General features: G+C 72.0%; 21 protein-coding genes. 13 read left to right on the top strand and 8 right to left on the bottom strand.

Annotated elements, in window-relative coordinates:
• Positions 1 to 315: 315 nt before the first annotated feature.
• From ACFWNV_RS25020 to ACFWNV_RS25040, 5 genes are all read right to left on the bottom strand, one after another.
• Positions 316 to 1,284, bottom strand: coding sequence for an alpha/beta fold hydrolase (locus ACFWNV_RS25020; RefSeq protein ID WP_383951121.1), 969 nt, complete (start codon positions 1,282 to 1,284; stop codon positions 316 to 318).
• A complete protein-coding gene (locus ACFWNV_RS25025) occupies positions 1,281 to 1,739 on the bottom strand; it encodes a phage holin family protein (RefSeq protein WP_250745370.1) in 459 nt (152 codons plus the stop codon). Before ACFWNV_RS25025 ends, ACFWNV_RS25020 begins: the two co-directional genes overlap by 4 nt.
• A gap of 53 nt (positions 1,740 to 1,792) precedes the next feature.
• Positions 1,793 to 3,250 carry a Na+/H+ antiporter NhaA gene (gene nhaA, locus ACFWNV_RS25030; RefSeq protein ID WP_383951124.1) on the bottom strand — a complete coding sequence of 486 codons (1,458 nt, stop codon included), beginning with the start codon at positions 3,248 to 3,250 and terminating at the stop codon, positions 1,793 to 1,795.
• 216 nt (positions 3,251 to 3,466) lie between these two features.
• Positions 3,467 to 5,422, bottom strand: coding sequence for an acetate--CoA ligase (gene acs / locus ACFWNV_RS25035; protein WP_383951127.1), 1,956 nt, complete (start codon positions 5,420 to 5,422; stop codon positions 3,467 to 3,469).
• A gap of 205 nt (positions 5,423 to 5,627) precedes the next feature.
• On the bottom strand, positions 5,628 to 8,063 hold the full coding sequence (locus ACFWNV_RS25040; RefSeq protein ID WP_383951129.1) for a SulP family inorganic anion transporter: 2,436 nt from the start codon (positions 8,061 to 8,063) through the stop codon (positions 5,628 to 5,630).
• A gap of 235 nt (positions 8,064 to 8,298) precedes the next feature.
• Here ACFWNV_RS25040 and ACFWNV_RS25045 point away from each other — a divergent pair, with 235 nt between their 5' ends.
• Entirely contained in the window at positions 8,299 to 9,648 is a 1,350-nt protein-coding gene (locus ACFWNV_RS25045) for a hypothetical protein (RefSeq protein WP_383951132.1), read from the top strand.
• On the opposite strand, the gene ACFWNV_RS25050 is transcribed toward ACFWNV_RS25045, so the two are convergent.
• Entirely contained in the window at positions 9,602 to 10,612 is a 1,011-nt protein-coding gene (locus tag ACFWNV_RS25050; protein WP_383951135.1) for an ATP-binding protein, read from the bottom strand. The genes ACFWNV_RS25045 and ACFWNV_RS25050 overlap by 47 nt on opposite strands.
• A gap of 109 nt (positions 10,613 to 10,721) precedes the next feature.
• On the opposite strand from ACFWNV_RS25050, the gene ACFWNV_RS25055 reads away from it, so the two are divergent.
• The gene (locus ACFWNV_RS25055; protein ID WP_383951138.1) at positions 10,722 to 11,582 is read left to right on the top strand and encodes an oxidoreductase; all 861 of its coding nucleotides are present in this window, start codon (positions 10,722 to 10,724) and stop codon (positions 11,580 to 11,582) included.
• A 415-nt stretch (positions 11,583 to 11,997) separates the two neighbouring features.
• Here the strand turns inward: ACFWNV_RS25055 and ACFWNV_RS25060 are convergent, their stop codons facing one another.
• Positions 11,998 to 12,867: an HAD family phosphatase gene (locus ACFWNV_RS25060; RefSeq protein ID WP_250745380.1), complete on the bottom strand. Its 870-nt coding sequence runs from the start codon at positions 12,865 to 12,867 to the stop codon at positions 11,998 to 12,000.
• Positions 12,868 to 13,360: 493 nt separating this feature from the next.
• On the opposite strand from ACFWNV_RS25060, the gene ssd reads away from it, so the two are divergent.
• From ssd to ACFWNV_RS25095, 7 genes are all read left to right on the top strand, one after another.
• On the top strand, positions 13,361 to 14,542 hold the full coding sequence (gene ssd / locus ACFWNV_RS25065; protein ID WP_383951170.1) for a septum site-determining protein Ssd: 1,182 nt from the start codon (positions 13,361 to 13,363) through the stop codon (positions 14,540 to 14,542).
• Entirely contained in the window at positions 14,539 to 15,687 is a 1,149-nt protein-coding gene (locus tag ACFWNV_RS25070; RefSeq protein WP_383951142.1) for a TadA family conjugal transfer-associated ATPase, read from the top strand. Before ssd ends, ACFWNV_RS25070 begins: the two co-directional genes overlap by 4 nt.
• Positions 15,684 to 16,568, top strand: a complete 885-nt coding sequence (locus tag ACFWNV_RS25075) for a type II secretion system F family protein (protein ID WP_383951144.1) — start codon at positions 15,684 to 15,686, stop codon at positions 16,566 to 16,568. The genes ACFWNV_RS25070 and ACFWNV_RS25075 overlap by 4 nt, the downstream gene beginning before the upstream one ends.
• A gap of 29 nt (positions 16,569 to 16,597) precedes the next feature.
• A complete protein-coding gene (locus tag ACFWNV_RS25080; RefSeq protein ID WP_383951173.1) occupies positions 16,598 to 17,344 on the top strand; it encodes a type II secretion system F family protein in 747 nt (248 codons plus the stop codon).
• 159 nt (positions 17,345 to 17,503) lie between these two features.
• The gene (locus ACFWNV_RS25085) at positions 17,504 to 17,719 is read left to right on the top strand and encodes a DUF4244 domain-containing protein (RefSeq protein ID WP_383951147.1); all 216 of its coding nucleotides are present in this window, start codon (positions 17,504 to 17,506) and stop codon (positions 17,717 to 17,719) included.
• Positions 17,706 to 18,059, top strand: coding sequence for a TadE family type IV pilus minor pilin (locus ACFWNV_RS25090; protein WP_383951150.1), 354 nt, complete (start codon positions 17,706 to 17,708; stop codon positions 18,057 to 18,059). Before ACFWNV_RS25085 ends, ACFWNV_RS25090 begins: the two co-directional genes overlap by 14 nt.
• Positions 18,056 to 18,418: an Rv3654c family TadE-like protein gene (locus ACFWNV_RS25095; protein ID WP_383951153.1), complete on the top strand. Its 363-nt coding sequence runs from the start codon at positions 18,056 to 18,058 to the stop codon at positions 18,416 to 18,418. The genes ACFWNV_RS25090 and ACFWNV_RS25095 overlap by 4 nt, the downstream gene beginning before the upstream one ends.
• Positions 18,419 to 18,761: 343 nt before the next feature.
• Here the strand turns inward: ACFWNV_RS25095 and ACFWNV_RS25100 are convergent, their stop codons facing one another.
• Complete coding sequence (locus ACFWNV_RS25100) at positions 18,762 to 21,233, bottom strand: DEAD/DEAH box helicase (protein WP_383951156.1); 2,472 nt, start codon at positions 21,231 to 21,233, stop codon at positions 18,762 to 18,764.
• Between the two features lie 81 nt (positions 21,234 to 21,314).
• On the opposite strand from ACFWNV_RS25100, the gene bldG reads away from it, so the two are divergent.
• The 4 genes from bldG (at position 21,315) to ACFWNV_RS25120 (ending at position 26,208) form a co-directional block, all read left to right on the top strand.
• Positions 21,315 to 21,656 carry an anti-sigma factor antagonist BldG gene (gene bldG, locus ACFWNV_RS25105; RefSeq protein WP_069920854.1) on the top strand — a complete coding sequence of 114 codons (342 nt, stop codon included), beginning with the start codon at positions 21,315 to 21,317 and terminating at the stop codon, positions 21,654 to 21,656.
• 101 nt (positions 21,657 to 21,757) lie between these two features.
• Positions 21,758 to 22,198: an ATP-binding protein gene (locus ACFWNV_RS25110; RefSeq protein WP_383951159.1), complete on the top strand. Its 441-nt coding sequence runs from the start codon at positions 21,758 to 21,760 to the stop codon at positions 22,196 to 22,198.
• 795 nt (positions 22,199 to 22,993) lie between these two features.
• On the top strand, positions 22,994 to 25,411 hold the full coding sequence (locus ACFWNV_RS25115; protein ID WP_383951161.1) for a sodium-translocating pyrophosphatase: 2,418 nt from the start codon (positions 22,994 to 22,996) through the stop codon (positions 25,409 to 25,411).
• Positions 25,412 to 25,641: 230 nt separating this feature from the next.
• Positions 25,642 to 26,208 carry a small secreted protein gene (locus tag ACFWNV_RS25120; protein WP_383951164.1) on the top strand — a complete coding sequence of 189 codons (567 nt, stop codon included), beginning with the start codon at positions 25,642 to 25,644 and terminating at the stop codon, positions 26,206 to 26,208.
• Positions 26,209 to 26,291: the final 83 nt, after the last annotated feature.

Consider the following 26,291-nt stretch of genomic DNA (forward strand, 5'->3'; position numbering starts at 1 on the left):
AGGGGCTCCCGTAGCCCTACCGGGCCCCTGTTCTACGTGCGTTGGTGCCTGAGCCGGGCGGAGACCCAGCGGGCCCGCCGGCGCAGGATGCGCGGAATCCCGAGTCGGGGGTCGTCGTGGCCTTCGCGGCCCTGCCCCCTGTGCGTGCCCGGCGTGACCGTCGAGCGGCGTTCGTGTGCGGTGTCACCGTAGTCGTGCGTCCAGCTCATACTCCGACTGGTGCCCGTGGCCCAAGGTCGGTAATCGCCCTGGGGGCGGCTATTTGGCCTATGCGTCAGGCAATTGAATGCTTGTCATATAAGCGGCTCGGACGTGTCAGCGGTCCGGCTCGGGATCCTTCAGCCAGTTGACCAGCTCGGTGGAGAACGCCGCCGGGTCCTCCTCGTGGGGAAAGTGCCCGAGCCCGTCGAAGAGCCGCCAGCGGTACGGGGCTTCGACGTACTGCCCGGACCCCGCCGCACTCCGCGTCCGCATCACCGGATCGAGCGAGCCGTGCAGGTGCAGCGTCGGCACCCGCACCGGCCGCTTCATGCGCCGGTTGAACTGGAGGCCGTCGGGCCGGGCCATGGACCGCATCATCCAGCGGTACGGCTCGACCGAGCAGTGCGCCGTGGAGGGGATGCACATCGCGCGCTGGTACACCGCGATGTCGTCCTCCTCGGGGAGCCGCGGACCCGACCAGTCCCGGATCAGTTCCCCGACGAGCGCCCCGTCGTCCGCGACGAGCTGCCGCTCGGGCACGAACGGCCGCTGGAAGCCCCAGATGTGAGAGCTGGCGCGGGTCTGGCCGAAGTCGGACAGCATCGCGGACCGCCAGCGGCGCGGGTGCGGCATCGAGGAGACCGCCAGCCGGCGCACCAGCTTCGGCCGCATCACCGCCGCCGTCCAGGCGAGGTAGCCGCCCAGGTCGTGCCCCACGAGGGCGGCGTCGGGCTCGCCGAGGGACCGTACGACCCCGGTGATGTCCAGCGCCAGGTTGGCCGGGTCGTAGCCGCGGGGAGTGCGGTCACTGCCGCCCACCCCGCGCAGGTCCATCGCGACCGCCCGGTAGCCCGCGTCGGCCAGCGCGGTCATCTGGTGCCGCCACGTCCACCAGAACTGCGGGAACCCGTGCAGGAGCAGCACCAGCGGTCCGTCGCCCAGTTCGGCGACGTGGAACCGCGCCCCATTGGCCGCGACGTCCCGGTGCGTTACGTCCCGCCCGCCGGGGAGGGCGATCCGGACCGCCGTGGCCGCGGTGGGGGGCGTACCGGACGAGCCGGAATCCGACGAGGGGGAGGTCATGAAGACGAGCGTGCCACACCCACGGCGTTGTCACTGACCGACCGGGCGTGGGGCTTGACGGTGCCGACGAGGGCCGCCGTCTCCTTGACCGAGGCGATGGTCTTCACCGGCGGCTTGATCTTCTTGAACTTCGCCATGGCGATCAGCCCGATCACGGCCGCGAGCAGCCAGAACGCCACGCCGACGATCAGGAAGGACCAGGCCAGCCCGAGGCCGAGGTTGTGGATCCCGTACGCCGCCGCGAAGCTCAGCACCGGCAGCGAGAAGAGGAGGAGCACGCCCGCGACGATCGCGGCGCCGCTGCCGATGCCCGCACGCTTGACGTCCTGCTTGATCTCCACCTTGGCGAGGGCGATCTCGTCGTGCACCAGGGCGGACATCTCGGCGGTGGCCGAGGCGACCAGCTGGCCGAGTGTGCGCTCGGCTCCTGGGGCCCCTTGGTCCACTGCGCTCATCGCTCTCTCCCTCTGTCGTCCGACTGCGACGGCTGTCCTGTCGTCAGGTCAGATCATGCCGGACGGCCGCCGTCGGCGCTGGACCCGCCCGGGGCTTCGCCCGCTCCTTCGGTCACCGTTTCCCGCGCACCGGCCGCGACCTCCTCGGCCCTGCGCAGGTGCTCCGCGGCCTTGGCCTCGTAGATCTTCGCCATCCGCAGGTGGTAGTCCGGCTTGTCCTGCTCGTAGATGTCGGGGATGCCGTCGGCGTCCTCGTCGCGCTCCTCGTCCTCGGTGAGCGCCTTGTACTTCCGGTTGCGCATCTTCAGCAGGATGCCCGCGAAGACCGCGGCGATCAGCGAGCCGATCAGGACGGCGGCCTTGACCTCGTCGGCGAGGACGAGGTCGTCGGTGAAGGCGAGCTCGCCGATCAGGAGCGAGACGGTGAAGCCGATGCCGGCCAGCGAGGCGACTGCGAAGACGTCCGGCCAGGAGAGGTCGTCGTTGAGCTCGGCCTTGGTGAAGCGGGCGGCGAGCCAGGTGCCGCCGAAGATGCCGAACGTCTTGCCGACGACGAGGCCGAGCACCACGCCGAGGGTCTCGGGCCGGGTGAAGACCTGGCCGATGGCCTCGTCGGACAGGGAGACGCCGGCCGAGAAGAGGGCGAAGAGGGGGACGGCCAGGCCGGCGGAGATCGGCCGGATCAGGTGCTCGATGTGCTCGCCGGGGGAGTGCTCCTCGCCCTCCTTGCGGTGGCAGCGCAGCATCAGGCCCATGGCGACGCCGGCGATGGTGGCGTGGACACCGCTGTTGTACATCAGGCCCCAGATGACCAGGGCGAGCGGGATGTAGACGTACCAGCCGCGCACGTTCACACGGAGCAGGAACCAGAAGAGGACCAGGCCGGCGACGGCTCCGGCGAGCGCCAGGAAGTTGATCTCGCTGGTGAAGAACACCGCGATGATCATGATGGCGAACAGGTCGTCGACGACGGCCAGGGTCAGCAGGAACGCGCGCAGCGCGGACGGCAGCGAGGTGCCGATGACGGCGAGGACGGCCAGGGCGAAGGCGATGTCGGTGGCGGTCGGGACCGCCCAGCCGTCCGTCGAACCGTTGCCGATCACGTTGGTCAGTACGTAGACCAGCGCGGGCACGGCCATGCCGCAGAGCGCGGCGATGACCGGGAGGGCGGCCGCCTTGGCGTCGCGCAGGTCGCCCGCGACGAGCTCGCGCTTGAGCTCGATGCCGGCGACGAAGAAGAAGATGGCGAGCAGGCCGTCGGCCGCCCAGTGCTGGAGCGAAAGGTCCAGGCCGAGGGAGGCGGGGCCGATGTGGAAGGAGCGGACGCTGTCGTAGCTCGCCGAGACGGCGGGCACGTTCGCCCAGACGAGGGCGGCGATCGCGGCCGCGAGGAGCAGGACGCCGCCGACCGTCTCGGCGCGCAGGGCGTCGGCCACGAAGCGGCGCTCCGGCAGCGAGAGGCGGCCGAGGAGCTTGCGGCTCTGGTTGTCGGTGGGGCTGGGCGCGGCCACGGGGGGCACCTCCGGGGTGGTTGGACGGCATGGCGGAACACGTTGCCGACCAGACTTCCCGGCGCACCCTGTGGAGTAATTCTTTAACCGTCTAATACTTTACAGGGTGTACGCATGGGCGGATCCGGTGATCGTCACTTTATGTGCGAAAGGGGCATCCGGCGCGGCGCGCCGGATGCCCCTCTTCGTCGTGTCGTACGCGGCTCAGCCGGTGTCTCAGTCCTCGCTGCCGGCGGCCGGCAGCTTGCTCTGGATCAGGTCCATGACCGAGGAGTCCGCGAGCGTGGTGACGTCACCGACCGCGCGGTTCTCGGCCACGTCGCGCAGCAGGCGGCGCATGATCTTGCCCGAGCGGGTCTTCGGCAGCTCCTGCACGGGCAGGATCCGCTTCGGCTTGGCGATCGGGCCGAGCGTGGCACCCACGTGGTTGCGGAGCTCCGCGACCAGCGTGTCCGTCTCGGAGGCGCTGCCGCGCAGGATGACGAAGGCCACGATGGCCTGGCCGGTGGTCTCGTCGTTCGCACCGACGACCGCCGCCTCGGCGACCGAGGGGTGCGAGACGAGCGCCGACTCCACCTCGGTGGTCGAGATGTTGTGGCCGGACACCAGCATCACGTCGTCCACCCGGCCGAGCAGCCAGATGTCGCCGTCCTCGTCCTTCTTGGCGCCGTCGCCCGCGAAGTACTTGCCCTCGAACCGGGACCAGTACGTGTCGATGTACCGCTGGTCGTCGCCCCAGATGGTGCGCAGCATCGAGGGCCACGGCTCGGTGAGGACCAGGTAGCCGCCTCCGCCGTTCGGGACCTCGTTCGCCTCGTCGTCCACGACGGTGGCGGAGATTCCGGGCAGCGCGCGCTGCGCCGAACCGGGCTTGGTCTCGGTGACGCCGGGCAGCGGGGAGATCATCATCGCGCCGGTCTCGGTCTGCCACCAGGTGTCCACGATCGGGCAGCGGTCGCCGCCGATGTGCTTGCGGTACCAGATCCAGGCCTCGGGGTTGATCGGCTCGCCGACCGAGCCCAGGATGCGCAGGCTCGACAGGTCGAACTTCGCGGGGATGTCGTCGCCCCACTTCATGAACGTACGGATCGCCGTCGGCGCGGTGTAGAGGATGGTGACGCCGTACTTCTGCACGACCTCCCAGAACCGGCCCTGGTGCGGGGTGTCCGGCGTGCCCTCGTACATCACCTGGGTGGCGCCGTTGGCGAGCGGCCCGTAGACGATGTAGGAGTGCCCGGTCACCCAGCCGATGTCGGCGGTGCACCAGTAGACGTCGCTCTCCGGCTTCAGGTCGAACACCGCGTGGTGGGTGTACGAGGCCTGCGTGAGGTAGCCGCCGGAGGTGTGCAGGATGCCCTTGGGCTTACCCGTGGTTCCCGAGGTGTAGAGGATGAAGAGCGGGTGCTCCGCGTCGAAGGCCTGCGGCGCGTGCTCGGCGGACTGCCGCTCGACGATCTCGTGCCACCAGACGTCCCGGCCCTCGGTGAAGGCGGTGTCCTGGCCGGTGCGGCGCACCACGAGGACGTGCTCCACCTGCGGACACTTGGCGACGGCCTCGTCGATGGCGGGCTTCAGGGCCGAAGGCTTGCCGCGGCGGTAGCCGCCGTCGGAGGTGATGACCAGCTTCGCGTCGGCGTCCTGGATGCGGGAGGCGACGGCGTCGGCGGAGAAACCGCCGAAGACCACGGAGTGCGCGGCGCCGACACGGGCGCACGCGAGCATCGCGACGACCGCCTCGGGGATCATCGGCAGGTAGACGGCGACCCGGTCGCCGGCCTGTACGCCCAGCTCGGTCAGGGCGTTCGCGGCCTTGGAGACCTCGTCCTTGAGCTCGGCGTAGGTGATCGAGCGGCTGTCGCCGGGCTCGCCCTCGAAGTGGATGGCCACGCGGTCGCCGTTGCCGGCCTCGACGTGGCGGTCCACGCAGTTGTACGCGACGTTCAGCTTGCCGTCCGCGAACCACTTCGCGAAGGGCGGGTTGCTCCAGTCGAGCGTCTCCGTGGGCTCGGTGTCCCAGCTCAGGCGGCGCGCCTGCTCGGCCCAGAAGCCCAGCCGGTCCGCGTCGGCCTGTGCGTACGCAGCCTGAGTCACATTGGCGGCGGCGGCCAGATCGGCAGGCGGTGCGAACCGCCGCTCCTCCTTGAGCAGATTGGCCAGGCTTTCATTGCTCACGACGCATCTCCCTTTCCCAGGGTGTCCGTTGTGTCCCCGGTTGTGTCCCCGGGCATAGCTCATCAGTCAATGGCCCGGGTGACAAGAGGTTGCCGTGAATTGGTGTAGACCTATTACCCGGCCGGGCCCACGCACGAGTGGCCCCCTTCCGCTGCGGGCAGCGGAAGGGGGCCACCGAATGGCACGGATACGGGAGGGTATCGGTTCAGTCGCGGAGCGCGCCCGCGCCGACGGTGTCGAAGACCCGGCAGTCGAAGAAGTCCTGCCCCTCCGACAGCAGGTACGCCTGCGCCTCACCCACGTGGAAGTACATCCCGTGCAGCTCCAGCGTGCCCTCGGCGAGCCGTCGGGCCACCGATTCGTGGGCCTTCAGGTGCTCCAGCTGCTGCACCACATTGGTCAGGCACAGCTGCTCCACGGCATCCGCCGGCAGCCTCCCGGAGATCCGCGCCCAGGCGTGATGGCGGCTGGCCATCCGCTCCAGACTCGGCAGCCCGTGCCGCAGCCAGCGCCGCAGCGGGGTCATGGGCACCCCGGGCACGGAGTTGAGCAGCGCCTGCATGGCCCCGCATCCCGAATGCCCGCACACCGTGATGCTGTCCACCTGGAGGACGTCCACGGCGTACTCGATGGCCGCCGCCACCGAATCGTCCGTGGACTCGGCGCCCGGGAGCGGGACGAGATTGCCGACGTTGCGGACCGTGAACAGGTCCCCGGGGCCGCTCGCCGTGATCATGCTGGTCACCAGCCGGGAGTCCGCGCAGGTCAGGAAGAGCTGCGAGGGCCGCTGCCCCTCCCGGGCCAGCCGGGCCAGCTCCTCCCGCACGTGCGGAGCCGTGTCCCGCTGGAAGGCGCTGATCCCGTTGGCCAGTTGACCGGCGCCGCGGCCGCGGGTCGCGGCCGGCTGGGCCTGGGCCTGGGCCTGGGCCGGGGATGGGGATGGGGCGTGGGACGGGGCCTGGGTCGGGGCGGGAGGTGCGGCCGGGGTCTCGGCCGCCGCCTGGTCCGTACGGTCCACCGTGCCGCGGTGGTCGCAGTGGTTCTGCCAGGGGGTCCAGGGCCGGCAGCACTGGTGGTCCCCGCGCTGTGCTCCTCGCTGAGCGCCCCGCGCGGCCCGCTGGGCCTGCTCGGCCTCGGCGATCCTGGCTCCCGACCGGCCGGTGACCTCCAGTGAGCCCCCGTGGGCCAGGTGGGAGTCCTGCCAGTCCTGGAGGGTCTCGTAGGCGGCGTGGTCCATGAAGGAGCCGTCCAGCTCGATGACGGCGTGCCCGTGGTGCGGGATCTGGTTCAGCACCCGGCTCAGCCGCGGTACCGCGAGGAAGGTCAACTGCCCGCGGGCCCAGACCCGGTGGACCCCGCTGTCGAGCTGCTCGACGGTGATCCGGGTCCGGGCCAGGCGGTGCAGGGCCAGGGCGACGGCCATCGCGATGCCGATGGCGACGCCCTCCAGCACCCCGCCGAGCACCACGGCCACGATGGTCGTGGCGTAGACGAGGATCTCGCGGTGCCGGGTGACGGTGCGCAGGTGCGTGGCGCTCACCATCTGCACGCCCACCGCCATCACCAGGGCGGCGAGCGCGGCGAGCGGGATCAGGTCGAGTGCGGGGACGAGCAGCCCGGCGGCGAGCAGGATCCACAGCCCGTGCAGCATGGCCGAACGGCGGCTGACAGCGCCTGCCTTGACGTTCGCCATGCTGCGGACGGCGCCGCCCGCGACGGGCAGCCCGCCCAGCGCCCCGGAGATGATGTTCGCCGCGCCCTGGCCGCGCAGTTCGCGGTTGAGGTCGGCCCGTGCGGGACGCCCCGCGGTGCTCCGCTGGGTGGCGATGAGCTTGTCGGTGGCCACTGCCGAGAGCAGGGATTCCACACTGCCGACCAGGGTGATGGTCAGGACGGCGGCGATGATGCCGAGGACCGGGCCCTCGGGGAGTTCCGGCAGGGCGTGGCTGCGCCAGGACGGCAGGTCCACGCGGGGCAGGCTGAGCCCGGTGAGGGCGGCGCAGGCCGTGGCGACGGCGACGGCGGCCAGCGCGGCGGGCACCTTGCGCAGGGCCCGCCCGGTGCGCCCCGGCAGCCGCGGCCAGCAGAGCAGGACGGTCAGGGTGAGCACGCTGACGCCGAGTGCGGCGGGATGCAGGTCGGCCAACTGGTCGGGAAGTCCGCGGACGTTGGCCAGGGCGGAGCTCTGCGGGGTGCCGCCGAGCACGATGTGCAGCTGGGCCAGCGCGATCGTCACGCCGACACCGGCGAGCATCCCGTGGACGATCGCCGGGCTGACCATCAGCGCGGACCGGGCGGTCCGCAGCGCGGCCAGGCCGAGCTGGCACACCCCGGCGAGCACCGTGATGGCACAGGTGGTGCGCCAGCCGTAGTGCTGGATCAACTCGGCGGTCACGACGGTGAGTCCGGTCGCGGGACCGCTCACCTGGAGCGGTGTCCCGCCGAGCCGTGCGGCCACGATCCCGCCGGCCGCCGCGGCGACGAGCCCGGCCTGGAGCGGGGCGCCGGTGGCCAGGGCGATGCCGAGGGAGAGCGGCAGGGCGATCAGGAAGACGGCGACGGAGGCGGAGAGGTCGGCCTGGAGGCCGCCCGGGAGGCCTTTGGTGGGGGGAGGGGAAGTGGGGGAGGGGATGGCGGTCATAGGTCCCGTCTCCTCGGGGGAGGGGTGAAGCGGCGGGAGTCTCAACACTCGGTAAATGAACGGTAATGGAGAGTAAAGCTCTGTGGTGAGTAATGCGGGCAAACGGCCTAGGAATTAGCGCTCACGAGTGATTAAGCATTTAGTCCGGCTTGTCACACCTTCCTTAAAACGGACCGCATGGGACGTTGCGGCGCGGAAGTCCTGCGATGGAACTGCGAGGGAAGAGGTGCGGCGGATGACTGCCACCACGAAGAGGCCCGCCCCGAAGAAGGCAGCCGGGAAGAGGATCGCCGGCGGTCTCGTCGCCACGGCGCTGGTCCTGGGAGTGGCCGGGTGCAGCACCTCGGAGCCCGCCGGCCGTCCGGCCCCCGGAGGTCAGGCGGCGAAGAAGGGTGCACCCGTACCGGAAGGCCCGGCTCCGGGCAGCGTCAAGCGGCTCATCGGGGACGGCTCGACCTCGTACACGGGCCTGCAGCCGAACGTGCAGAAGGCGGAGAAGCTGAAGCCCGGCGAAAAGCCGCCGCAGTTCGTCGTCTATTCGTGGGACGGGGCGGGCGAGGACAGCCAGAAGCTCTTCTCGCATTTCCGCGAGGTGGGCAAGAAGTACAACGCCCGCATGACGTACTTCCTCAGCGGCGTGTACATGCTCCCGGAGGAGAAGCGTTCCCTCTACACCGCGCCCCAGCACTCCGCGGGCCGCTCCGACATCGGCTTCGGCGACCCCCAGGGCATCAAGGACACCGCCGAGCAGGTGCGCGGGGCCTGGCTGGAGGGCAACGAGATCGGCACCCACTTCAACGGCCACTTCTGCGGACCCGAGGGCGGGGTCGGGACCTGGTCCGTGGAGGAGTGGAAGAGCGAGATCAACCAGGCGAAGTCGTTCGTCAAGAACTGGAAGACGAACTCGCCCGCGTTCAAGGACATGGAGGCGCTCCCCTTCGACTACGAGAAGGAGATGATCGGGGCCCGCACCCCCTGCCTCGAAGGCCAGAAGAACTTCATGCTGGCGGCCAAGGAGATGGGCGGCTTCCGCTACGACTCCAGCGGCATCAGCAAGCAGATCTGGCCGAAGAAGACGGACGGCCTCTGGGACATCCCGCTCCAGCTCGTCCCCATGCCGGGCCGCGCCTTCGAAACGCTCAGCATGGACTACAACTACCTGGTCAACCAGTCCGGGACGACCACGCAGGGCGACCCCTCCCAGCACGAGTACTGGGGCGAGCAGATGCGCGACGGCCTGGCCAAGGCCTTCGAGCGGACCTACCAGGGCAACCGCGCGCCGCTGATCATCGGCAACCACTTCGAGTCCTGGAACGGCGGCACCTACATGCGTGCCGTCGAGGACTCCATCAAGACCATGTGCACCCAGAAGGACGTCCGCTGCGTGTCCTTCCGCGAGCTGGTGGACTGGCTGGACGCCCAGGACCCGAAGGCCCTGGAGTGGATGCGCACCCTCGACGTCGGCGAGGCGCCGAAGGAGGGCTGGAACAAGTTCCTGACGGCGGGGCCGCCGGCCAAGCCGGCCGCCCCCGCCGGGGTCAAGCCGGCTGCGGAGCCGGCTGAAGCGAGTCAGAACGAGGAGTGAGCAGTTCCCGTAGGACGAAACCGGGGTCGACCTGCTCCGCCAGGTCGATCCCGGTCTTCGCGTTGCCCCAGCTCTCGGCGTTGCGCAGGTGGAAGTGGACCATCTGCTCCGTGTACCGCTCCCAGTCGCGGTGCGCGTAGGAGTCGTCCGCCGCGTCCTGCAGCGACTGCAGGGCCAGCCGGTTGGTGGCCTCCAGCAGTTCGAAGGCGGCCGGGCGGCCCTTCTCCATCGCCCGCACCCAGTCCGACTGCCCGACGGTGACCAACAGGTCCTCGCCGGCCTCGTCCTGGAGGAACTCGATGTCCTCCGGGCCCTGCACCTTGTTGCCGACGACCTTGAGGGTGACCCCGAAGTCCCGCGCGTACTCCTTGTACTGGCGGTAGACGGAGATGCCCTTGCGGGTCGGTTCGGCGACCAGGAAGGTCACGTCGAAGCGGGTGAACATGCCCGAGGCGAAGGAGTCCGACCCGGCCGTCATGTCGACGACGACGTACTCGTCCGGGCCGTCGGCGAGGTGGTTGAGGCAGAGCTCGACCGCACCGACCTTGGAGTGGTAGCAGGCCACGCCCAGGTCGGACTCGGTGAACGGCCCCGTCGCCATCAGCCGTACGGGCTCCCCGTCGAGCGTCAGGGTGCGCGCGCAGGCGTCGTAGACGGGGTTGTCCTCGTCGACCCGCAGCAGCCGGGAGCCGGTGCCGGGCGGAGTGGTCTTGATCATCGTGTCGGCGGAGGCGATGCGCGGGTTGGAGCCCCGCAGGTAGTCCTTGATGAGGGGCAGGTGCGCGCCCAGCGCGGGCAGCGCGGCCGCGTCGTCCTCACTGAGTCCGAGCGCGGCGCCCAGGTGCTGGTTGATGTCGGCGTCCACCGCGACGACACGGGCTTCATTGGAGGCGAGGTGGCGGATGAAAAGGGAGGACAGCGTGGTCTTGCCGCTGCCGCCCTTCCCCACGAAAGCGATCTTCATGTTCACGAAGCGTAGTGGGTCGGTGGCTGTGTGTTGTATGTCTGAGTGAAGAAGACCACTCCAAGGAGGGGTCGGTGCTATGGGGGAGCAGTGCGTAGGCTCCTTACTTATGAGTAGCGCCTCTGCTTCCGCCGCCCCGGCCTCTTCTGGAGCCGCCGCCGCCGATCCGCTCGCCCCGCTGGCCGGTCTGCCGGGCGTCGCCGAGTCCGTGGATTCCGTACGCAAGGCCGTGGACCGGGTCTACGGCCACCGCGTCATGCGCCGCCGCGCCGGGGCGGTCACCTCGGAGGCCGCGCTGCGCGGGGCCCGCGGCAGCGCGGCGCTGTCCGGGGCCGACTGGGCGCTGGAGGAGGTCCGCCGCCGGAGCGATTTCGGCTCGGAGTCGGAGGCGCGCACGGTGGGCGCCGCCCTGCGCCTGACGGCGGAGGCGGGCCAGCTGCTGAGCATCTGGCGCCAGTCGCCGCTACGGGTCCTGGCGCGGCTCCACCTGGTGGCCTCGGGCTCCACGGCCGACGGCGAGGTCGTCGGCCGGCCCCGGCTGGCCGGTGAGCCGGTGGACGAGCCGCTGATCGACCTGCCCCTGCCCGACGCGCAGGAAGTGGCGGGCCGACTGGACGGTCTCTCCCGCCTGATCATCGCGGGCGGCTCCGCCCCGGCGCTGATCATGGCGGCGGTGGTGCACGGGGAACTGCTCGCGCTGCGTCCGTTCGGTTCGTACAACGGGCTGGTGGCGCGCACGGCCGAGCGGATCGTGCTGATCAACAGCGGCCTGGATCCGAAGGCGATCTGTCCCGCGGAGGTCGGCCACGCGGAACAGGGCCGGGAGGCCTATGTGCGGGCCTTCGAGGGCTACGTCTCCGGCACCGCGGAGGGGATGTCGGCGTGGATCGCGCACTGCGGGCGCGCGATCGAGCTCGGGGTCCGGGAGTCGACCGCGGTCTGCGAGGCGCTCCAGCGCGGCGCGGCCTGAGGCGGCCGGACGGCCCGGGGCGGCCGGACGGCCCGGGGCTGCAGGACGGCCCCGGCCGGGGGCGGTCGGGGCCGGACATGGGTTGCGGCGACACCGTACTGCTCTGGTGTCGCCGCTGGCACTTACGCCCAGTTACCAAGCGTCCTCGATGATTGCCCATCAGGTCGGGAGCTTTGCCCGTCACCTGGTGCGGCTGGCCCGTAATCGACGGGTCGACGTCGCGTGGGTGCTCGGCGTTCATGCTTCGGTCCGTGGGCCTTACTGCGTTTTAAAGATGATCCTCTCGGATGTTCTTTGGTCTCGCGGGCCGTTGACTCCTTTGTACTCCGCTTCGGAGTGGAGCGAAACCCCTGGCCGCATTTCTTTGCTTTCCGGTGCGATTGCGGACGTATCGGACGCCCGGCGTTCTCGCAGGTCAGCGGGGTGCGGCGGCGGCCAGTGCGCGTCGCCGGCTCGCGTACCAGACCAGTCCCGCGGTGGCCGCGGCCGCGCCCACCGCGGCGGCGGCGACCAGCGCCGGCCGGGCGGGCATCGACAGTCCCGGGAGCCGCTGCTTCAGCCGGACCGGCCGGTTGAACACCAGCACCGGCCATTCGCGCGCCACGGCCTCGCGGCGCAGCGCCCGGTCGGGGTTGACCGCGTGCGGGTGGCCGACCGCCTCCAGCATCGGGATGTCGGTCGCCGAGTCGCTGTACGCGTAGCAGCGCGAGAGGTCGTACCCCTCGGACTCGGCGAGTTCGCGCACGGCCTCCGCCTTGGTCGGGCCGTAGGCGTAGTACTCGATCTCGCCGGTGAAGCAGCCGTCCTCGCCCACGACCATCCGCGTGGCGACGACGCGGTCGGCGCCCAGCATCTCGCCGATGGGCTCGACGACCTCGGCTCCGGAGGTGGACACGATCACCACGTCGCGGCCCGCCGTGTGGTGGGCCTCGATGAGGGAGGCTGCCTCGTCGTAGATCAGCGGGTCGATGAGGTCGTGCAGGGTCTCGGCGACGATCTCCCGGACCTGCTGCACGTTCCACCCCTTGCAGAGGGCGGACAGGTACTCCCGCATCCGCTCCATCTGATCGTGGTCGGCGCCGCCGGCCAGATAGATGAACTGCGTGTAGGCGGTGCGCAGCACGGCCCTTCGGTTGATCAGGCCGCCCTGGTAGAAGGACTTGCTGAACGTCAGAGTGCTCGACTTCGCAATGACCGTCTTGTCCAGGTCGAAGAAGGCTGCGGTGCGAGGCAAGGAGTGCGGCAAGGGCTGATTTTCCACGACCCGAGCATATGCGCCCACCATTCGGCGTAAAGTGCGGCGCGTGGGTTTGCCTGAGAAGCCTCTCGGGTACACCATGGAAGTCACGGATCGTTCGCGACCGTGCTAACCCGGTCTGGCTCCTCCCCCCCCCCGAGTCGGACCGTGGGGACGACCCCCGCTCTCCCCCCCGGCGGGGGTCGTCGCATGTCCGGACGCAGTTTGCGTCCCTCTCTTCGACCTCAAGTGATCACTCCTCGGGTCTCCTCGTCTTCGAGGGGCCTGCGCGTCGAAGGCCCCCACCCTCACGAACCCGTCACGGTGCGTAGTCGTTCCGGCGCGCTCCGGAACTCACCTGTTGGGGTGAGCGAGTTATTCACAATGGGGCGGGCGTCCACGGTTTTAGAGCAAGATCCACTTCTTTTCCCCGATCCCGTCACGGTGATTCCGGCCGCGAAGTCCGCGGCGCTGGATTTGCTGTGAGAAGGAGGCGGAGATCGTGGCTGGATCGAAGTCGTGTGAAGTCCGGGATCTCGCGATGGCGGGCGGGGACGGGCCGAATCCCGGGGCCGGCGGGCCCGTGGCCGCAGGTGGACGGCCGCTGATCATCACCGAGGACCCCCTGCTGCTCGACGACCTGCTGCGGCTGTGCGCCGCCGCGGGGGCCGAGCCGCACGTTCACCATGCGGTGCCCGAGCAAAGCGGAGCCGGCGGTGACGACAGTGGCGACGGGAGTGGCGGGAGCGGCGGGGGCGCCGCGGGTGTCGCGGGCGTGGGCTGGGAATCGGCGCCGCTCGTCCTGGTCGGCGACGATGCCGCGCGGCGGGTGCGCGGCGCACCCCGGCGGGACGGGGTCTTCCTCGTCGGCCGGGATCTGGACGACCCCCACGTGTGGCAGCGGGCGGTGGAGATCGGCGCCGAGGAGGTACTGACCCTGCCCGACGCCGAGAACCGGCTCGTCGACCGGATCGCCGATGTCGTGGAGGGGGCCGGGAGGCCCGCCCTCACGGTCGGGGTGATCGGGGGCAGCGGCGGAGCCGGCGCCTCCACCCTCGCCTGCGCACTGGCCCTGCGGGCCGCCCGGGCCGGGGAGCGGACCATCCTCATCGACGGAGACCCCCTCGGCGGCGGCATGGACGTCCTCCTCGGCGGCGAAGCCGCCGAGGGACTGCGCTGGCCCGACTTCGCCGCCTCGCGCGGCCGCGTCGGCGCCGGAGCCCTCGCGGAGTCCCTGCCCGAACTGCACGCCCTGCGCGTGCTCAGCTGGGACCGTGGGGACCGCGTGGTGGTGCCGCCCGCCGCGATGCGCTCGGTGGTGGCCGCCGCGCGGCGCCGGGGCGGGGTCGTCGTGGTCGACCTGCCGCGCCGGGTCGACGAAGCCGTGGCCGAGGTGCTCGCGCAGCTGGACCTCGTGCTGCTGGTGGTGCGGGGCGAGTTGCGGGCGGTGGCCGCGGCCGGCCGGGTGGCCGCCGGGGTCCGGATGGTGGCCCGCGACGTCCGCGTGGTCGTACGGGGACCCGCGCCCGGCGGACTCGACGCCGAGGCCGTCGCCGGACTGCTGGGGGTGCCACTGGCCGGCGAAGTCCCGGTCGAGGTGGGGCTGCCGGGCCGGGTGGCCGAGGGCGAGCCCCCGGGATCACACGGCCGGGGCGCCCTCGCCCGCTTCTGCGACGGCTTCTGGCAGCGCGCCCTCGGCTCCGCCCAGGGGGTGGCGGTATGAGCACCGTGCTCCTCGACGCGGTGCGCCAGCGACTCGCCGAGAGCGGCGCGGAGCCCACCCCGGCGCGGGTGGCGGCGGCACTGCGGGCCCAGGGCCGGCTGCTGGGCGACGCGGAGGTGCTCGGTGCCGCCGCCGAGCTGAGGTCCGAACTGGTCGGCGCCGGACCGCTGGAGGCACTGCTCGCCGACCCCGAGGTCACCGACGTCCTGGTGGCGGCCCCCGACCGGGTGTGGGTGGACCGCGGCGGCGGACTGGAGCTGACCGGGGTGACCTTCACCGACGCCGCCGCCGTGCGCAGGCTCGCCCAGCGGCTCGCAGCCGTCGCCGGGCGCCGCCTCGACGACGCCCGGCCCTGGGTGGACGCCCGGATGCCCGACGGCACCCGCCTGCACGCCGTACTGCCCCCCGTGGCCGTCGGATCGGCGTGCCTGTCCCTGCGGGTGGTGCGGCCGCGCGCCTTCACACTGGAGGAACTGGTCGCGGCGGGCACGCTGCCGCCCGGCGGCCAGCGGCTGCTGCGGGACATGGTGCGGGCCCGGCTGTCCTTCCTGGTCTCGGGAGGGACGGGCACCGGCAAGACCACTCTGCTCAGCGCCCTGCTCGGGCTGGTCGGCCCCGGGGAGCGGATCGTGCTCGCCGAGGACTCGGCCGAGCTGCGGCCCGACCATCCGCACGTGGTGCGGCTGGAGACCCGGCCGGCCAACCAGGAAGGTGCCGGCCAGGTCACCCTCGCCGACCTGGTCCGCCAGGCGCTGCGGATGAGGCCGGACCGGCTCGTCGTCGGCGAAGTCCGGGGCGCCGAGGTCGCCGACCTGCTGGCCGCCCTCAACACGGGTCACGAGGGCGGCTGCGGCACGGTCCACGCGAATGCGGCCGCCCACGTACCGGCCCGCCTGGAGGCCCTCGGGACGGCCGCGGGGCTCGACCGGGCCGCCCTGCACAGCCAGTTGGCGGCGGCCCTGACCCTGGTGGTCCACCTCGTACGGGACCGGGCCGGCCGGCGCCGGGTCGCCGAGGTCCACGTCCTGGAACGGGACCCCGCCGGGCTCGTGGTCACCGTGCCGGCGCTGCGCTGGGGTGCCCGCGGGTTCGTACGGGACCGAGGCTGGGAGCGGCTGCGCCCGCTGCTCGCGGGTGCCCGGTGAACGCCGGGGCGGTGGCGGCGCTGCCGGTCCTCGCCGCCGTGCTGTGCGCCGGAGCGGCGGCCCGGGCGCTCGCCGGGGCCGACGGGGAGTCCCGGCGGGCCAGGGCCGTCCTGGCGGGTCCGGGGCGGCCGGTGGCGGCGGGGCCGGCGCCGTGGGAGCGGCTGCTGGCGGCAGCCCGGGTCCGGGCCGCGCACAGCCGGGAGTGGGCCTGCCTCGGGGCCGGGCTGGCGCTCGCGCTGCTGGGCGGGTCGGTGATCCCGCTGCTCGCGGGGGCGGCGGCGGTGCCCCTGGTGCGCCGGTGGCTGCGGGCCGGGCAGCGGACGCGGGCCCGGACGGCCCGTGCCGCCGAAGTGGTGGCCCTGTGCGGCGCGGTGGTGGGCGAGCTGCGCGCCGGGGCGCAGCCGGGCCGGGCGCTGACCGAGGCGATGCGCCGCACGGTGTCGGGCCCCGGCGGGCCGGGAGCCGCGGAGGCCGGGGTCCTCGCGGCTGCGGCCTTCGGCGGGGACGTGGCCGCGGCACTGCGGCAGGCGGCGCGGGAGCCCGGCGCGGAGGGGCTGGCGGCGATGGCGGCCTGCTGGCGGGTCTCGGTGGACGGCGGCGCCGGGCTGGCCGCCGGACTGGACCGGCTGGAAGGGGCCTTGCGGGCCGAGCGGGACCGGGAGGAGTCACTGCGCGCCCAGCTCACGGGAGCGAGATCGACGACGGCGGTGCTGGCCCTGCTCCCGGGGGTCGGTCTGCTGATCGGCACCGGGCTGGGGGCCGATCCGCTGCGGGTGCTCCTGCACACGCCGGTGGGATGGGGCTGCCTGCTGGCGGGCGCGGCGCTGGAGGCGCTGGGGCTGCTGTGGTGCGGGCGGATCGTCCGGGCGGCGGAGCGGTGACGGGCGGCTTCGCCGTCCACAGGCTGGGGATGGCCCTGTGCTTCGCGGCGGCGGCGCTGTGCGCGGCATCGGTTGTGGCGGCGCGGTTCAGGGCGCGGGCGGCCAGACGCCGGCTCACCCGGCTGCTCGCGATGGAGGCGCCACGCAGACGGCCACTGCTCGGGTTCCGGCTGCGGGCGGAGCTGACGGCCTGGGCCGGGCCGGCCGGGGCACTGGCGGCGGCCTGGGTGCTGATCGGCGGGCTCGCGGGTGCGGCGGCCGGCTGCGCCGCGGGCTTCGCGGTCCGCAGGTGGCTCGCGCGGCGGAAGCCGGCCGCGGGGGTGGACCCCGGGGAGGCCGAGCGCCAGCTGCCCTTCGCCGCCGACCTGTTGGCCGCCTGTCTGGCGGCCGGAGCCGGGCCGGTGGACGCCGCCGAGGCGGTGGGGGAGTCGCTGGGCGGCCCGGTGGGCGAACGGCTCGCGATGGCCGGGGCGGAGCTGCGGCTCGGCGGCGAACCGGGCGCCGCGTGGGGGAGGTTGGCGGAGATACCGGGAGCCCGAGCCCTGGCCGAATGCCTGGAGCGTTCCGCGCGGACGGGGGCGCCCGCCGCGGAACCGGTCTCCCGGCTGGCCTCGACGCTCCGGGCGGACCGCGCCCGCCGGGCGGGAGCCCGGGCGCAGCGGGCGGCGGTCCTGGTCACCGCACCGGTGGGGCTGTGCTTCCTCCCCGCGTTCCTCGCGCTGGGAGTGGCGCCGGTGGTGATCGGAATGGCCTCCGGGCTCCTGTCCGGCACGTGAGGGGAGCCTGAATGGGCGGGCGGATGGGCGGATTGATGATCGGCCGCATTCGCCGCCTGAAGTGACCGCCTGAAGGGGCCACCTGAACTGACCACCAAATGGCCACCTGAAATGGCCATCTGAGAGCACGTCAAAAAGCTTAATCAACGGGAGGTTGTCATGTCGATCATCTGGTTTCGGATGCGGACGGTACTGACGGGACTGGCGGGACTGAGGCGGCGTCGGGGTGATGCGGGAATGACCACATCCGAATACGCCATGGGCACGATCGCGGCGTGTGCGTTCGCGGCCGTTCTGTACAAGGTGGTGACAAGTGAACTGGTTTCGACGGCACTTCAGTCGACCATCGGGAAGGCGCTCGATGCGCCGTTCTGACCACGGATTCGTGACGGCGGAGACGGCCCTGGTGATTCCGGCGCTGGTGCTGTTCGCGGGGCTGCTGGTGTGGGCGCTGATGGCGGCCGCCGCGCAGATCCGGTGTGTGGACGCCGCTCGGGCCGGTGCCCGGGCGGCGGCCCGGTCGGAGCCGGCGGGCGCGGCGGTGGCGGCGGCCCGGGAGGCGGCCCCGCCGGGGGCGCGGGTGGAGCTCTCGCGGACGGGTGACCTGTGGCGGGTCCGCGTCTCGGCCCCCGCCCCGGGCCCGGCCGCGCTGCCGGTCCGCCTCACCGCTCTGGCCGCCGCCCTGGCCGAGGACACCGTCGGGCCGCCGCCGTGACCGGGGCGCGTGCGGACCCGCGGGACCGGGGGTCGGCCACGGTGTGGGGGGTCCTGGTGGTGACCGTGCTGGCGGCGGTGTTCGGCGGGGTGCTCCTGCTCGGGCAGGCCGTGGTCTCCCGGCACCGTGCCGGGGCCGCCGCAGACCTGGCCGCGCTCGCCGCGGCGGCGACCTGGGCCCACGGCCCGGAGGCCGCCTGCGCCACGGCGATACGGGTGGCGGTGGCGCAGGGCGCGCAGGTCACCGGATGCGTGGTGACGGGCGAGGTCGCGGAGGTCACCGCCCGGGTCCGGGCGGGCCCCTTCGGACCGGAGCTGCACTCCCGCGCGGGCCCGCCGCTGCCCGCGGAGTCCCGCTGAGGGGCTTCCGCAGGGGCGAGCGGCTCGGCCTTGCTCCAGGAGGGGTCGAGGTGGCCCGGGGGTGCTGCTGGGAGGGGCTGGGAGTGTCGGGGTGGGGTCTGGGTCGGGTGTCCCGGTTTGGGCGGCGTCAGGGGCGATATTCAGCCAATCGCCGGTGAGGTCGGAAGCCTGAGTTCCGCCCTGCCGGGCCGGCCGGTCGACGGGCCGACGGGTCCGCGGGTCGGCGGGGCGGGTCCCGGACCGGGTCAGGTCCCGGCCCCAGTCCCTGGTCCGGCCCCAGTCCCGGGTCCCGGGACCGATCCCGGGTCGGGGACCGCTCAGGGGCCGGGGGCTCCCGAGGGGCTCAGGGGGCTGGTGGCGGGGTGGGGGCCGGGGATTCCGAGAGGAGGTGGGTCAGGAGGCGGACGGCGCCGCGCTTGTGCAGGGGGTCGTTGCCGTTGCCGCACTTGGGGGACTGGATACAGGAAGGGCAGCCGGCCTCGCACTCGCAGGCGGCGATCGCGTCGCGGGTCGCCGTCAGCCAGGCGCGGGCCGTGTGGAAGGCGCGCTCGGCGAAGCCTGCTCCGCCGGGGTGGCCGTCGTAGACGAAGACCGTCGGGAGGAGGGTGTCGGGATGCAGCGGGACGGAGACCCCGCCGATGTCCCAGCGGTCGCAGGTGGCAAAGAGCGGGAGCAGGCCGATGGAGGCGTGTTCGGCGGCGTGCAGGGCGCCGCCGAGGATCTCCGGGTTGATCCGTGCCTCGTCGAGCTGGTCCTCGGTGACCGTCCACCACACGGCCCGGGTGCGCAGGGTGCGGGGCGGCAGGTCCAGTTTGGTTTCGCCGAGCACCTCGCCGGTGATCAGTTTGCGGCGCAGGTAGGAGACCACCTGGTTGGTGACCTCCACGGAGCCGAAGCAGAGCCTGCCTCGGCCCCAGGCGATCTCCGTCTCGGTTTCCAGGACCGAGATGGCGGTCGTATCGCGGGCCGTGGTGGAGAACGGCGGGTCGGCCTGCTCGACCAGCGCGACGGAGTCCTCCAGGTCCAGGTGCTTCACCAGGTACGTGCGGCCCTGGTGGAGGTGGACCGCCCCGTCGTGGACGGCGCTGTGGGAGGCCTCCTCGTCGACGGTGCCCAGCAGCCGGCCCGTGGCGGCCTCGACGATCTGGACCGGGCGTCCGCCGCCGCCCCGGATGTCGGTGAGGTCCGAGGCCCGTTCCCGGCGGGTCCAGTGCCAGGCCGTGGCCCGGCGGCGCAGCAGTTTCGCCGCTTCGAGCTGGGGGAGGAGGTCGCGTGCCGCCGGGCCGAAGAGGTCGAGGTCGGGCTCCGTCAGGGGCAGCTCGGCGGCCGCCGCGCACAGGTGCGGAGCCAGGACGTACGGGTTGTCGGGGTCCAGGACGGTGGCCTCCACCGGCTGCTGGAAAAGGGCCTCGGGGTGGTGGACCAGGTAGGTGTCCAGCGGGTCGTCGCGGGCGACCAGGACGGCCAGGGCGCCCTGGCCCGAGCGGCCGGCCCGGCCGGCCTGCTGCCACAGGGAGGCGCGGGTGCCCGGGTAGCCGGTGATCAGGACGGCGTCCAGGCCGGAGACGTCCACGCCCAGTTCCAGGGCGGTCGTCGCGGCCAGCCCGAGCAGGTCGCCGGAGTGCAGGGCCCGCTCCAGGGCCCGGCGCTCCTCGGGGAGGTAGCCGCCGCGGTAAGCCGCGACCCGCCCGGGCAGCGAGCGGTCCACGGCGGCGAGCTTCTCCTGGGCGATCAGCGCGATCAGCTCGGCGCCGCGCCGGGAGCGGACGAAGGCGACCGTACGGACGCCCTGGACGACCAGGTCGGTGAGCAGGTCGGCGGTCTCGGCGGTGGCCGTACGGCGTACGGGGGCGCCCCGTTCGCCCTTGAGGTCGGTCAGGGGCGGCTCCCACAGGGCGAAGACGACCTCGCCGCGCGGGGAGGCGTCGTCGGACACCTCCACCACCGGCAGGCCCGTCAGCCGGGACGCCGCGGTCGCCGGGTCGCTCGCGGTGGCGGAGGCCAGCAGGAACACGGGGTCGGAGCCGTAGCGGGCACACAGCCGGCGCAGCCGCCGCAGGACCTGGGCCACGTGGGAGCCGAAGACGCCCCGGTAGGTGTGGCACTCGTCGATGACCACGTAGCGCAGGGATCGCAGGAAGGAGGACCAGCGCGGGTGGGCCGGGAGGATCCCGCGGTGCAGCATGTCGGGGTTGGTCAGGACGTAGTTGGCGTACTGGCGCACCCACTCGCGTTCCTCGAACGGGGTGTCCCCGTCGTACACGGCGGGCCGCACGGCGTTGCCGAGGGGGCCGGCGAGTTCCCGTACGGCCCGGCGCTGGTCGGCGGCCAGGGCCTTGGTCGGGGCCAGGTACAGGGCGGTCGCGCCCCGGCCGTTGGGTGCCTCGGCCCCGTCGGCGAGGGCGGAGAGCACGGGCGCGAGGTAGGCCAGCGATTTGCCCGAGGCGGTGCCCGTGGCGACGACCACGGACTCGCCGTCGAGGGCGTGCTCGGCTGCCGCGGCCTGGTGTTCCCACGGATGGTCGATCCCGGCGGCCTGAATTGCGGCTACGACATCAGTTCGGATGCGATCGGGCCAGACCGCATGACGACCCTCCCGAGGGGGCAAGTGCTCCGTATGGGTGATGCGCGCAGCACGGGAAGGCCCCCGTGACAGCCGGTCCAGGACCGTGCCGGGGGTGGGTCTGATGTCCTCGGGTGCCGTGGGCGGACCGGGACGGTGAGTGTTGGCCATTGGAACCGAGTGTGTCACCGGCGTGCGGGACAATGGTCCGAAGGCGTCGTGCGCGCCTGCCGGTAAGTGATTGAATGCCATCGCGGCAGCCAATCCCTCGCCCACCTTCGGGTGGGGAGGCCCCTGGGGGGCGCCGCTCGATAGCAAGGTGCTGGAGGATCCGTGGACCTGTCCCTGTCGACTCGCACTGTCGGCGACCGTACGGTCGTGGAGGTCGGTGGCGAGATTGATGTGTATACCGCGCCCAAGCTGCGCGAGCAGTTGGTCGAGTTGGTGAACGACGGCAGCTACCACCTGGTTGTCGACATGGAGCGAGTGGACTTCCTCGACTCCACCGGACTTGGTGTGCTCGTGGGAGGCCTCAAGCGCGTCCGTGCGCACGAGGGCTCGCTGCGTCTGGTGTGCAACCAGGAGCGCATCCTGAAGATCTTCCGGATCACCGGTCTGACCAAGGTGTTTCCGATCCACACCTCGGTGGAAGACGCCGTCAACGCCACCGACTGACGGCGCTCGGCCGCGAACCGGCCGATGATGGAGCGGGGGGTACCGGGCCACAAGCGGTCCGGGCCCCTGTAAGGCACGCCCGTAGTCCGAGGGGGACGCGCATGGCCACCGTTGAACTGCGCTTCAGCGCCCAGCCCGAACACGTCCGGACGGCCCGCCTGGTCGCGGCCGCCGTGGCGCGGCGGTCCGGTGTGGAGGAAGCCGTCCTCGACGAGGTCCGCCTCGCCGTGGGCGAGGCCTGTTCGCGTGCCGTCGGACTACATCGCAGCAACGGGCTGACCGCGCCCGTCCGGGTGGTGCTGACCGAGGAGGAGAAGGTGTTCTCCATCGAGGTCAGTGACGAAGTACCCGGACCGGCCGGCGGTTCGGCCGCCGCCGTGCCCGGAATCGACGCCGTCCTGGACCCGGACTCGGACGGCGAGGACGAGATGGGCCTCGCCGTGATCAGCGGCCTGGTCGACGACGTCGAGGTCATCAGCGGGGAGACCGGCGGGACCATCCGGATGAGCTGGCCGGTCTCGGGGACCTCCGAACTGCCGTAACCGGTGGCTTCACTGCCGTAACCGGCGGCTTCCCGACGGATTCCCGGCTGCGGCCCGACCGCCGTCGATCGCTGTCGGCCACAGCTCGCTGCCTGCCCCACCGCTTCGCGCTCCGCACCCCCGCAGGGAGGCCCTCGTGTCGCCCGGCGGGTTTTCGTGCTGCCCGGGGGCCTTCGAGGTGCCCGGTGGGGTGCCGTGCGGGGCAGCAGGGTGCCGCCTGCGTCGGCAGGGTCTCGCCTGCTCCCGCAAGGTCTCGCCCGCCCCGGCAGGATCTCCTGCGGGCCTGCGGCGTCGCGTGTGGGCCTGTGGTGTCTCGTGGGGTCTGGCGGGTTCTCTTGGGGCCCGGCGGGTTTTCGTCCCGCCCTGCGGGTTTGGTGCTTCCCCGTCGGTTTCGTGTCCCGGTCGGGCTCTGTCGCGGGGCGTTCTCGGAGGCCGGTCGTCTGTCGACGGGGGACCGGGCGGGTGCCGGTAAGGCGTCGGAGGCGGGCTCGTGCGGGCGCTGGTGATGTTCCGCCGCGGGGGGCGGCGTATCTTCTGATCTTATTCAATGGGCTGCCGAGCAGGGCCTTTTGCGTGGCCGTAGATCAATTATGTGATCGTTCTCCGCGGAGTTTATTGATTGCTGATCAAGCGTCAATGCTTTTGCCCCGTTACCACTTTCGAGGGTAATGGAGTGACCAGATCTATTGGTGAGGAGCAAGTGCGAGCCAATTCCGTTTCCTGCGTACTGTTTTGATCGGGTCCCGCTCCCTACAATCCGTCCACATCTTGAGCTCATCACGTCAAGGAGGACGAATGACGGGGCTCTTCACCCCTATCGCGCCCGGTCGCACCACAGACCTGGCATCCGCAGTACTCACGAATGACAACCGGCTCATCGTGATCGTCATTGCGGCCGTGGCCGTCGCCGCGCTCGTCGTCGCGCAGATCCTGGTCCGCCAGGTCCTCGCGGCCGACGAGGGAACCGACTCCATGAAGGAGATCGCCGCCGCCGTCCAGGAAGGTGCCAACGCCTACCTCGGCCGGCAGCTCCGCACGCTCGCCGTCTTCGCCGTCGTCGTGTTCTTCCTGCTGTTCCTGCTCCCCGCCGACGACTGGACGCAGCGGGCGGGACGTTCCGCCTTCTTCCTCGTCGGCGCCATCTTCTCGGCGGCCACCGGCTACATCGGCATGCGCCTCGCGGTCCGTGCCAACGTCCGCGTCGCCGCCGCCGCGCGCGAGGCCACCCCCGCCGAGGGCGAGCCCGCCAAGGACCTGACCGAGGTCTCCCACAAGGCCATGCGGATCGCGTTCCGCACCGGCGGCGTGGTGGGCATGTTCACCGTCGGCCTCGGCCTGCTCGGCGCCTCCGTCGTCGTGCTCGTCTACGCCGCCGATGCGCCCAAGGTCCTGGAGGGCTTCGGCCTCGGTGCCGCGCTCATCGCGATGTTCATGCGTGTCGGAGGCGGCATCTTCACCAAGGCCGCCGACGTCGGCGCCGACCTGGTCGGCAAGGTCGAGCAGGGCATTCCGGAGGACGACCCGCGCAATGCCGCGACCATCGCCGACAACGTGGGCGACAACGTCGGAGACTGCGCGGGAATGGCCGCCGACCTCTTCGAGTCGTACGCCGTCACCCTCGTGGCGGCCCTCATCCTCGGCAAGGCCGCCTTCGGCGACCTGGGTCTGGCCTTCCCGCTGATCGTCCCCGCCATCGGGGTCGTCACCGCCATGATCGGCATCTTCGCGGTCTCCCCGCGCCGTACCGACCGCAGCGGGATGACCGCCATCAACCGCGGCTTCTTCATCTCCGCCGCCATCTCGCTGGTCCTCGTCGGGATCGCCGTCTACGCGTACCTGCCGGGCACCTACAAGGAGCTCGTCGGCGTCGACGACGCCGCGATCTCCGGGCACTCCGGGGACCCGCGGATCCTGGCGCTGGTCGCCGTCGCCATCGGCATCGTGCTCGCGGCCCTGATCCAGCAGCTCACCGGCTACTTCACCGAGACCAGCCGCCGTCCCGTCCGGGACATCGGCAAGTCCTCCCTGACGGGCGCCGCCACGGTCGTGCTCGCCGGCATCTCGGTCGGCCTGGAGTCCGCCGTCTACACGGCGCTGCTCATCGGCCTCGGCGTGTACGGGGCGTTCCTGCTCGGCGGCACCTCGATCATGCTGGCGCTCTTCGCCGTGGCGCTGGCCGGCACCGGCCTGCTCACCACCGTCGGCGTCATCGTCGCCATGGACACCTTCGGACCGGTCTCCGACAACGCCCAGGGCATCGCGGAGATGTCCGGGGACGTCGAGGGCGCCGGCGCGCAGGTGCTGACCGACCTGGACGCGGTGGGCAACACCACCAAGGCCATCACCAAGGGCATCGCCATCGCCACCGCCGTGCTCGCCGCGGCCGCGCTCTTCGGCTCGTACAACGACGCCATCGCGAACGCGGTCAAGGAGGTCGGCGTCAAGGCGAGCGGGGAGATGAACCTCAGCCTGGACATCGCGCAGCCCAACAACCTGGTCGGGCTGATCCTGGGCGCGGCCGTCGTGTTCCTGTTCTCCGGCCTCGCCATCAATGCGGTCTCCCGCTCGGCCGGCGCGGTGGTCTACGAGGTGCGCCGGCAGTTCCGGGAGCACCCCGGGATCATGGACTACACCGAGAAGCCCGAGTACGGGCGCGTCGTGGACATCTGCACCAAGGACGCGCTGCGCGAACTCGCCACGCCCGGACTGCTCGCCGTCCTCACCCCGATCGCCGTCGGCTTCACGCTGGGCGTCGGAGCGCTCGGTTCCTTCCTCGCCGGCGCGATCGGCACCGGCACCCTGATGGCGGTCTTCCTCGCCAACTCCGGTGGTGCGTGGGACAACGCGAAGAAGCTCGTCGAGGACGGGCACCACGGCGGCAAGGGCAGTGCGGCCCACGAGGCGGTCGTCATCGGCGACACCGTCGGCGACCCGTTCAAGGACACCGCCGGTCCCGCCATCAACCCGCTGCTGAAGGTCATGAACCTGGTGGCACTGCTGATCGCCCCCGCGATCGTGCAGTTCAGCTACGGCGCGGACGCCAGCCCGACCGTACGGGCGATCGTCGCGGTCCTCGCGATCGGCGTCATCGTCGGTGCGGTGTACATCTCCAAGCGCCGCGGCATCGCCGTCGGCGACGACGAGGCCGGCGAGGGCGCGACCGCGGAGCGGGTGGGCCAGCAGGCCGACCCGGCGACGGCGGTCTCCTCCTGAGACGGCGGTCTCCTCCTGAGACGGCGGACTCCTGACGAGACGGCGGCCTTCATCTGAGGCGGCCGTAGCGGGCCCGACCCGGCTCTCGCGGGCCTGACCCGGTACGACTCGACCGTACGCCCGAACGGCGGACGGGGGGCGCGGACTGACGCGCCGTCCGTCCGCCTTTGCGTTTCCCCGATGGTGGACGTGTATCTTCCGGGCCGAGAGCCTTCGAAGGGACCAATCCGGTGAACAAGAAGCTTGCGGCCGCGGTATCGGGCGCTGCGGTGCTGATGCTCGTCCTGTCCGGCTGCGGCGGGGACGACGGCGACAAGAAGACCGACGCCTGGGCCAAGAAGGTCTGCGACAGCTGGCAGCCAGAGCTCACGAAGATCGAGCAGGCGAACGCCGACATCAAGCGGGTGGCGACCGAGAGCAGCAAGCCCGAGGAGGTCCAGTCGACCGACTCGGCGGCCTTCGGGACCATGTCGGAGTCGTACAAGGCGATGGGTACGGCCCTCACGGGCGCGGGAGTTCCGCCCGTCAAGGACGGCGAGAAGACCCAGGCCGCGGCGGTCATGGGCTTCGAGTCCACGTCCGCGGGCTACACCGCCCTGAAGACGAAGATGGACGCCCTCGACGCCAAGGACCAGGGCAAGTTCGCCGAGGGCCTCAAGGAGGTGGCGGGCGGCCTGGAGGAAGCGACCAAGGGCGGCAAGGAAGCCCTCGACCAGCTCAAGGCGGGCGGGCTGGACAAGTCGATGAACGGCCAGAAGGGCTGCCAGGTGACGACCCCGTCGCCGGCGAAGTCCTAGGAGCCGCAGAAGTACCGGCGCGCGCCGCGGCCTTGGCGGCAGCGGCGCCGCAACACCGGGGCGGCCGGGGTCCTTCGGGACCC

The organism is Streptomyces sp. NPDC058401 (assembly GCF_042722885.1).
Lineage (GTDB): Bacteria > Actinomycetota > Actinomycetes > Streptomycetales > Streptomycetaceae > Streptomyces.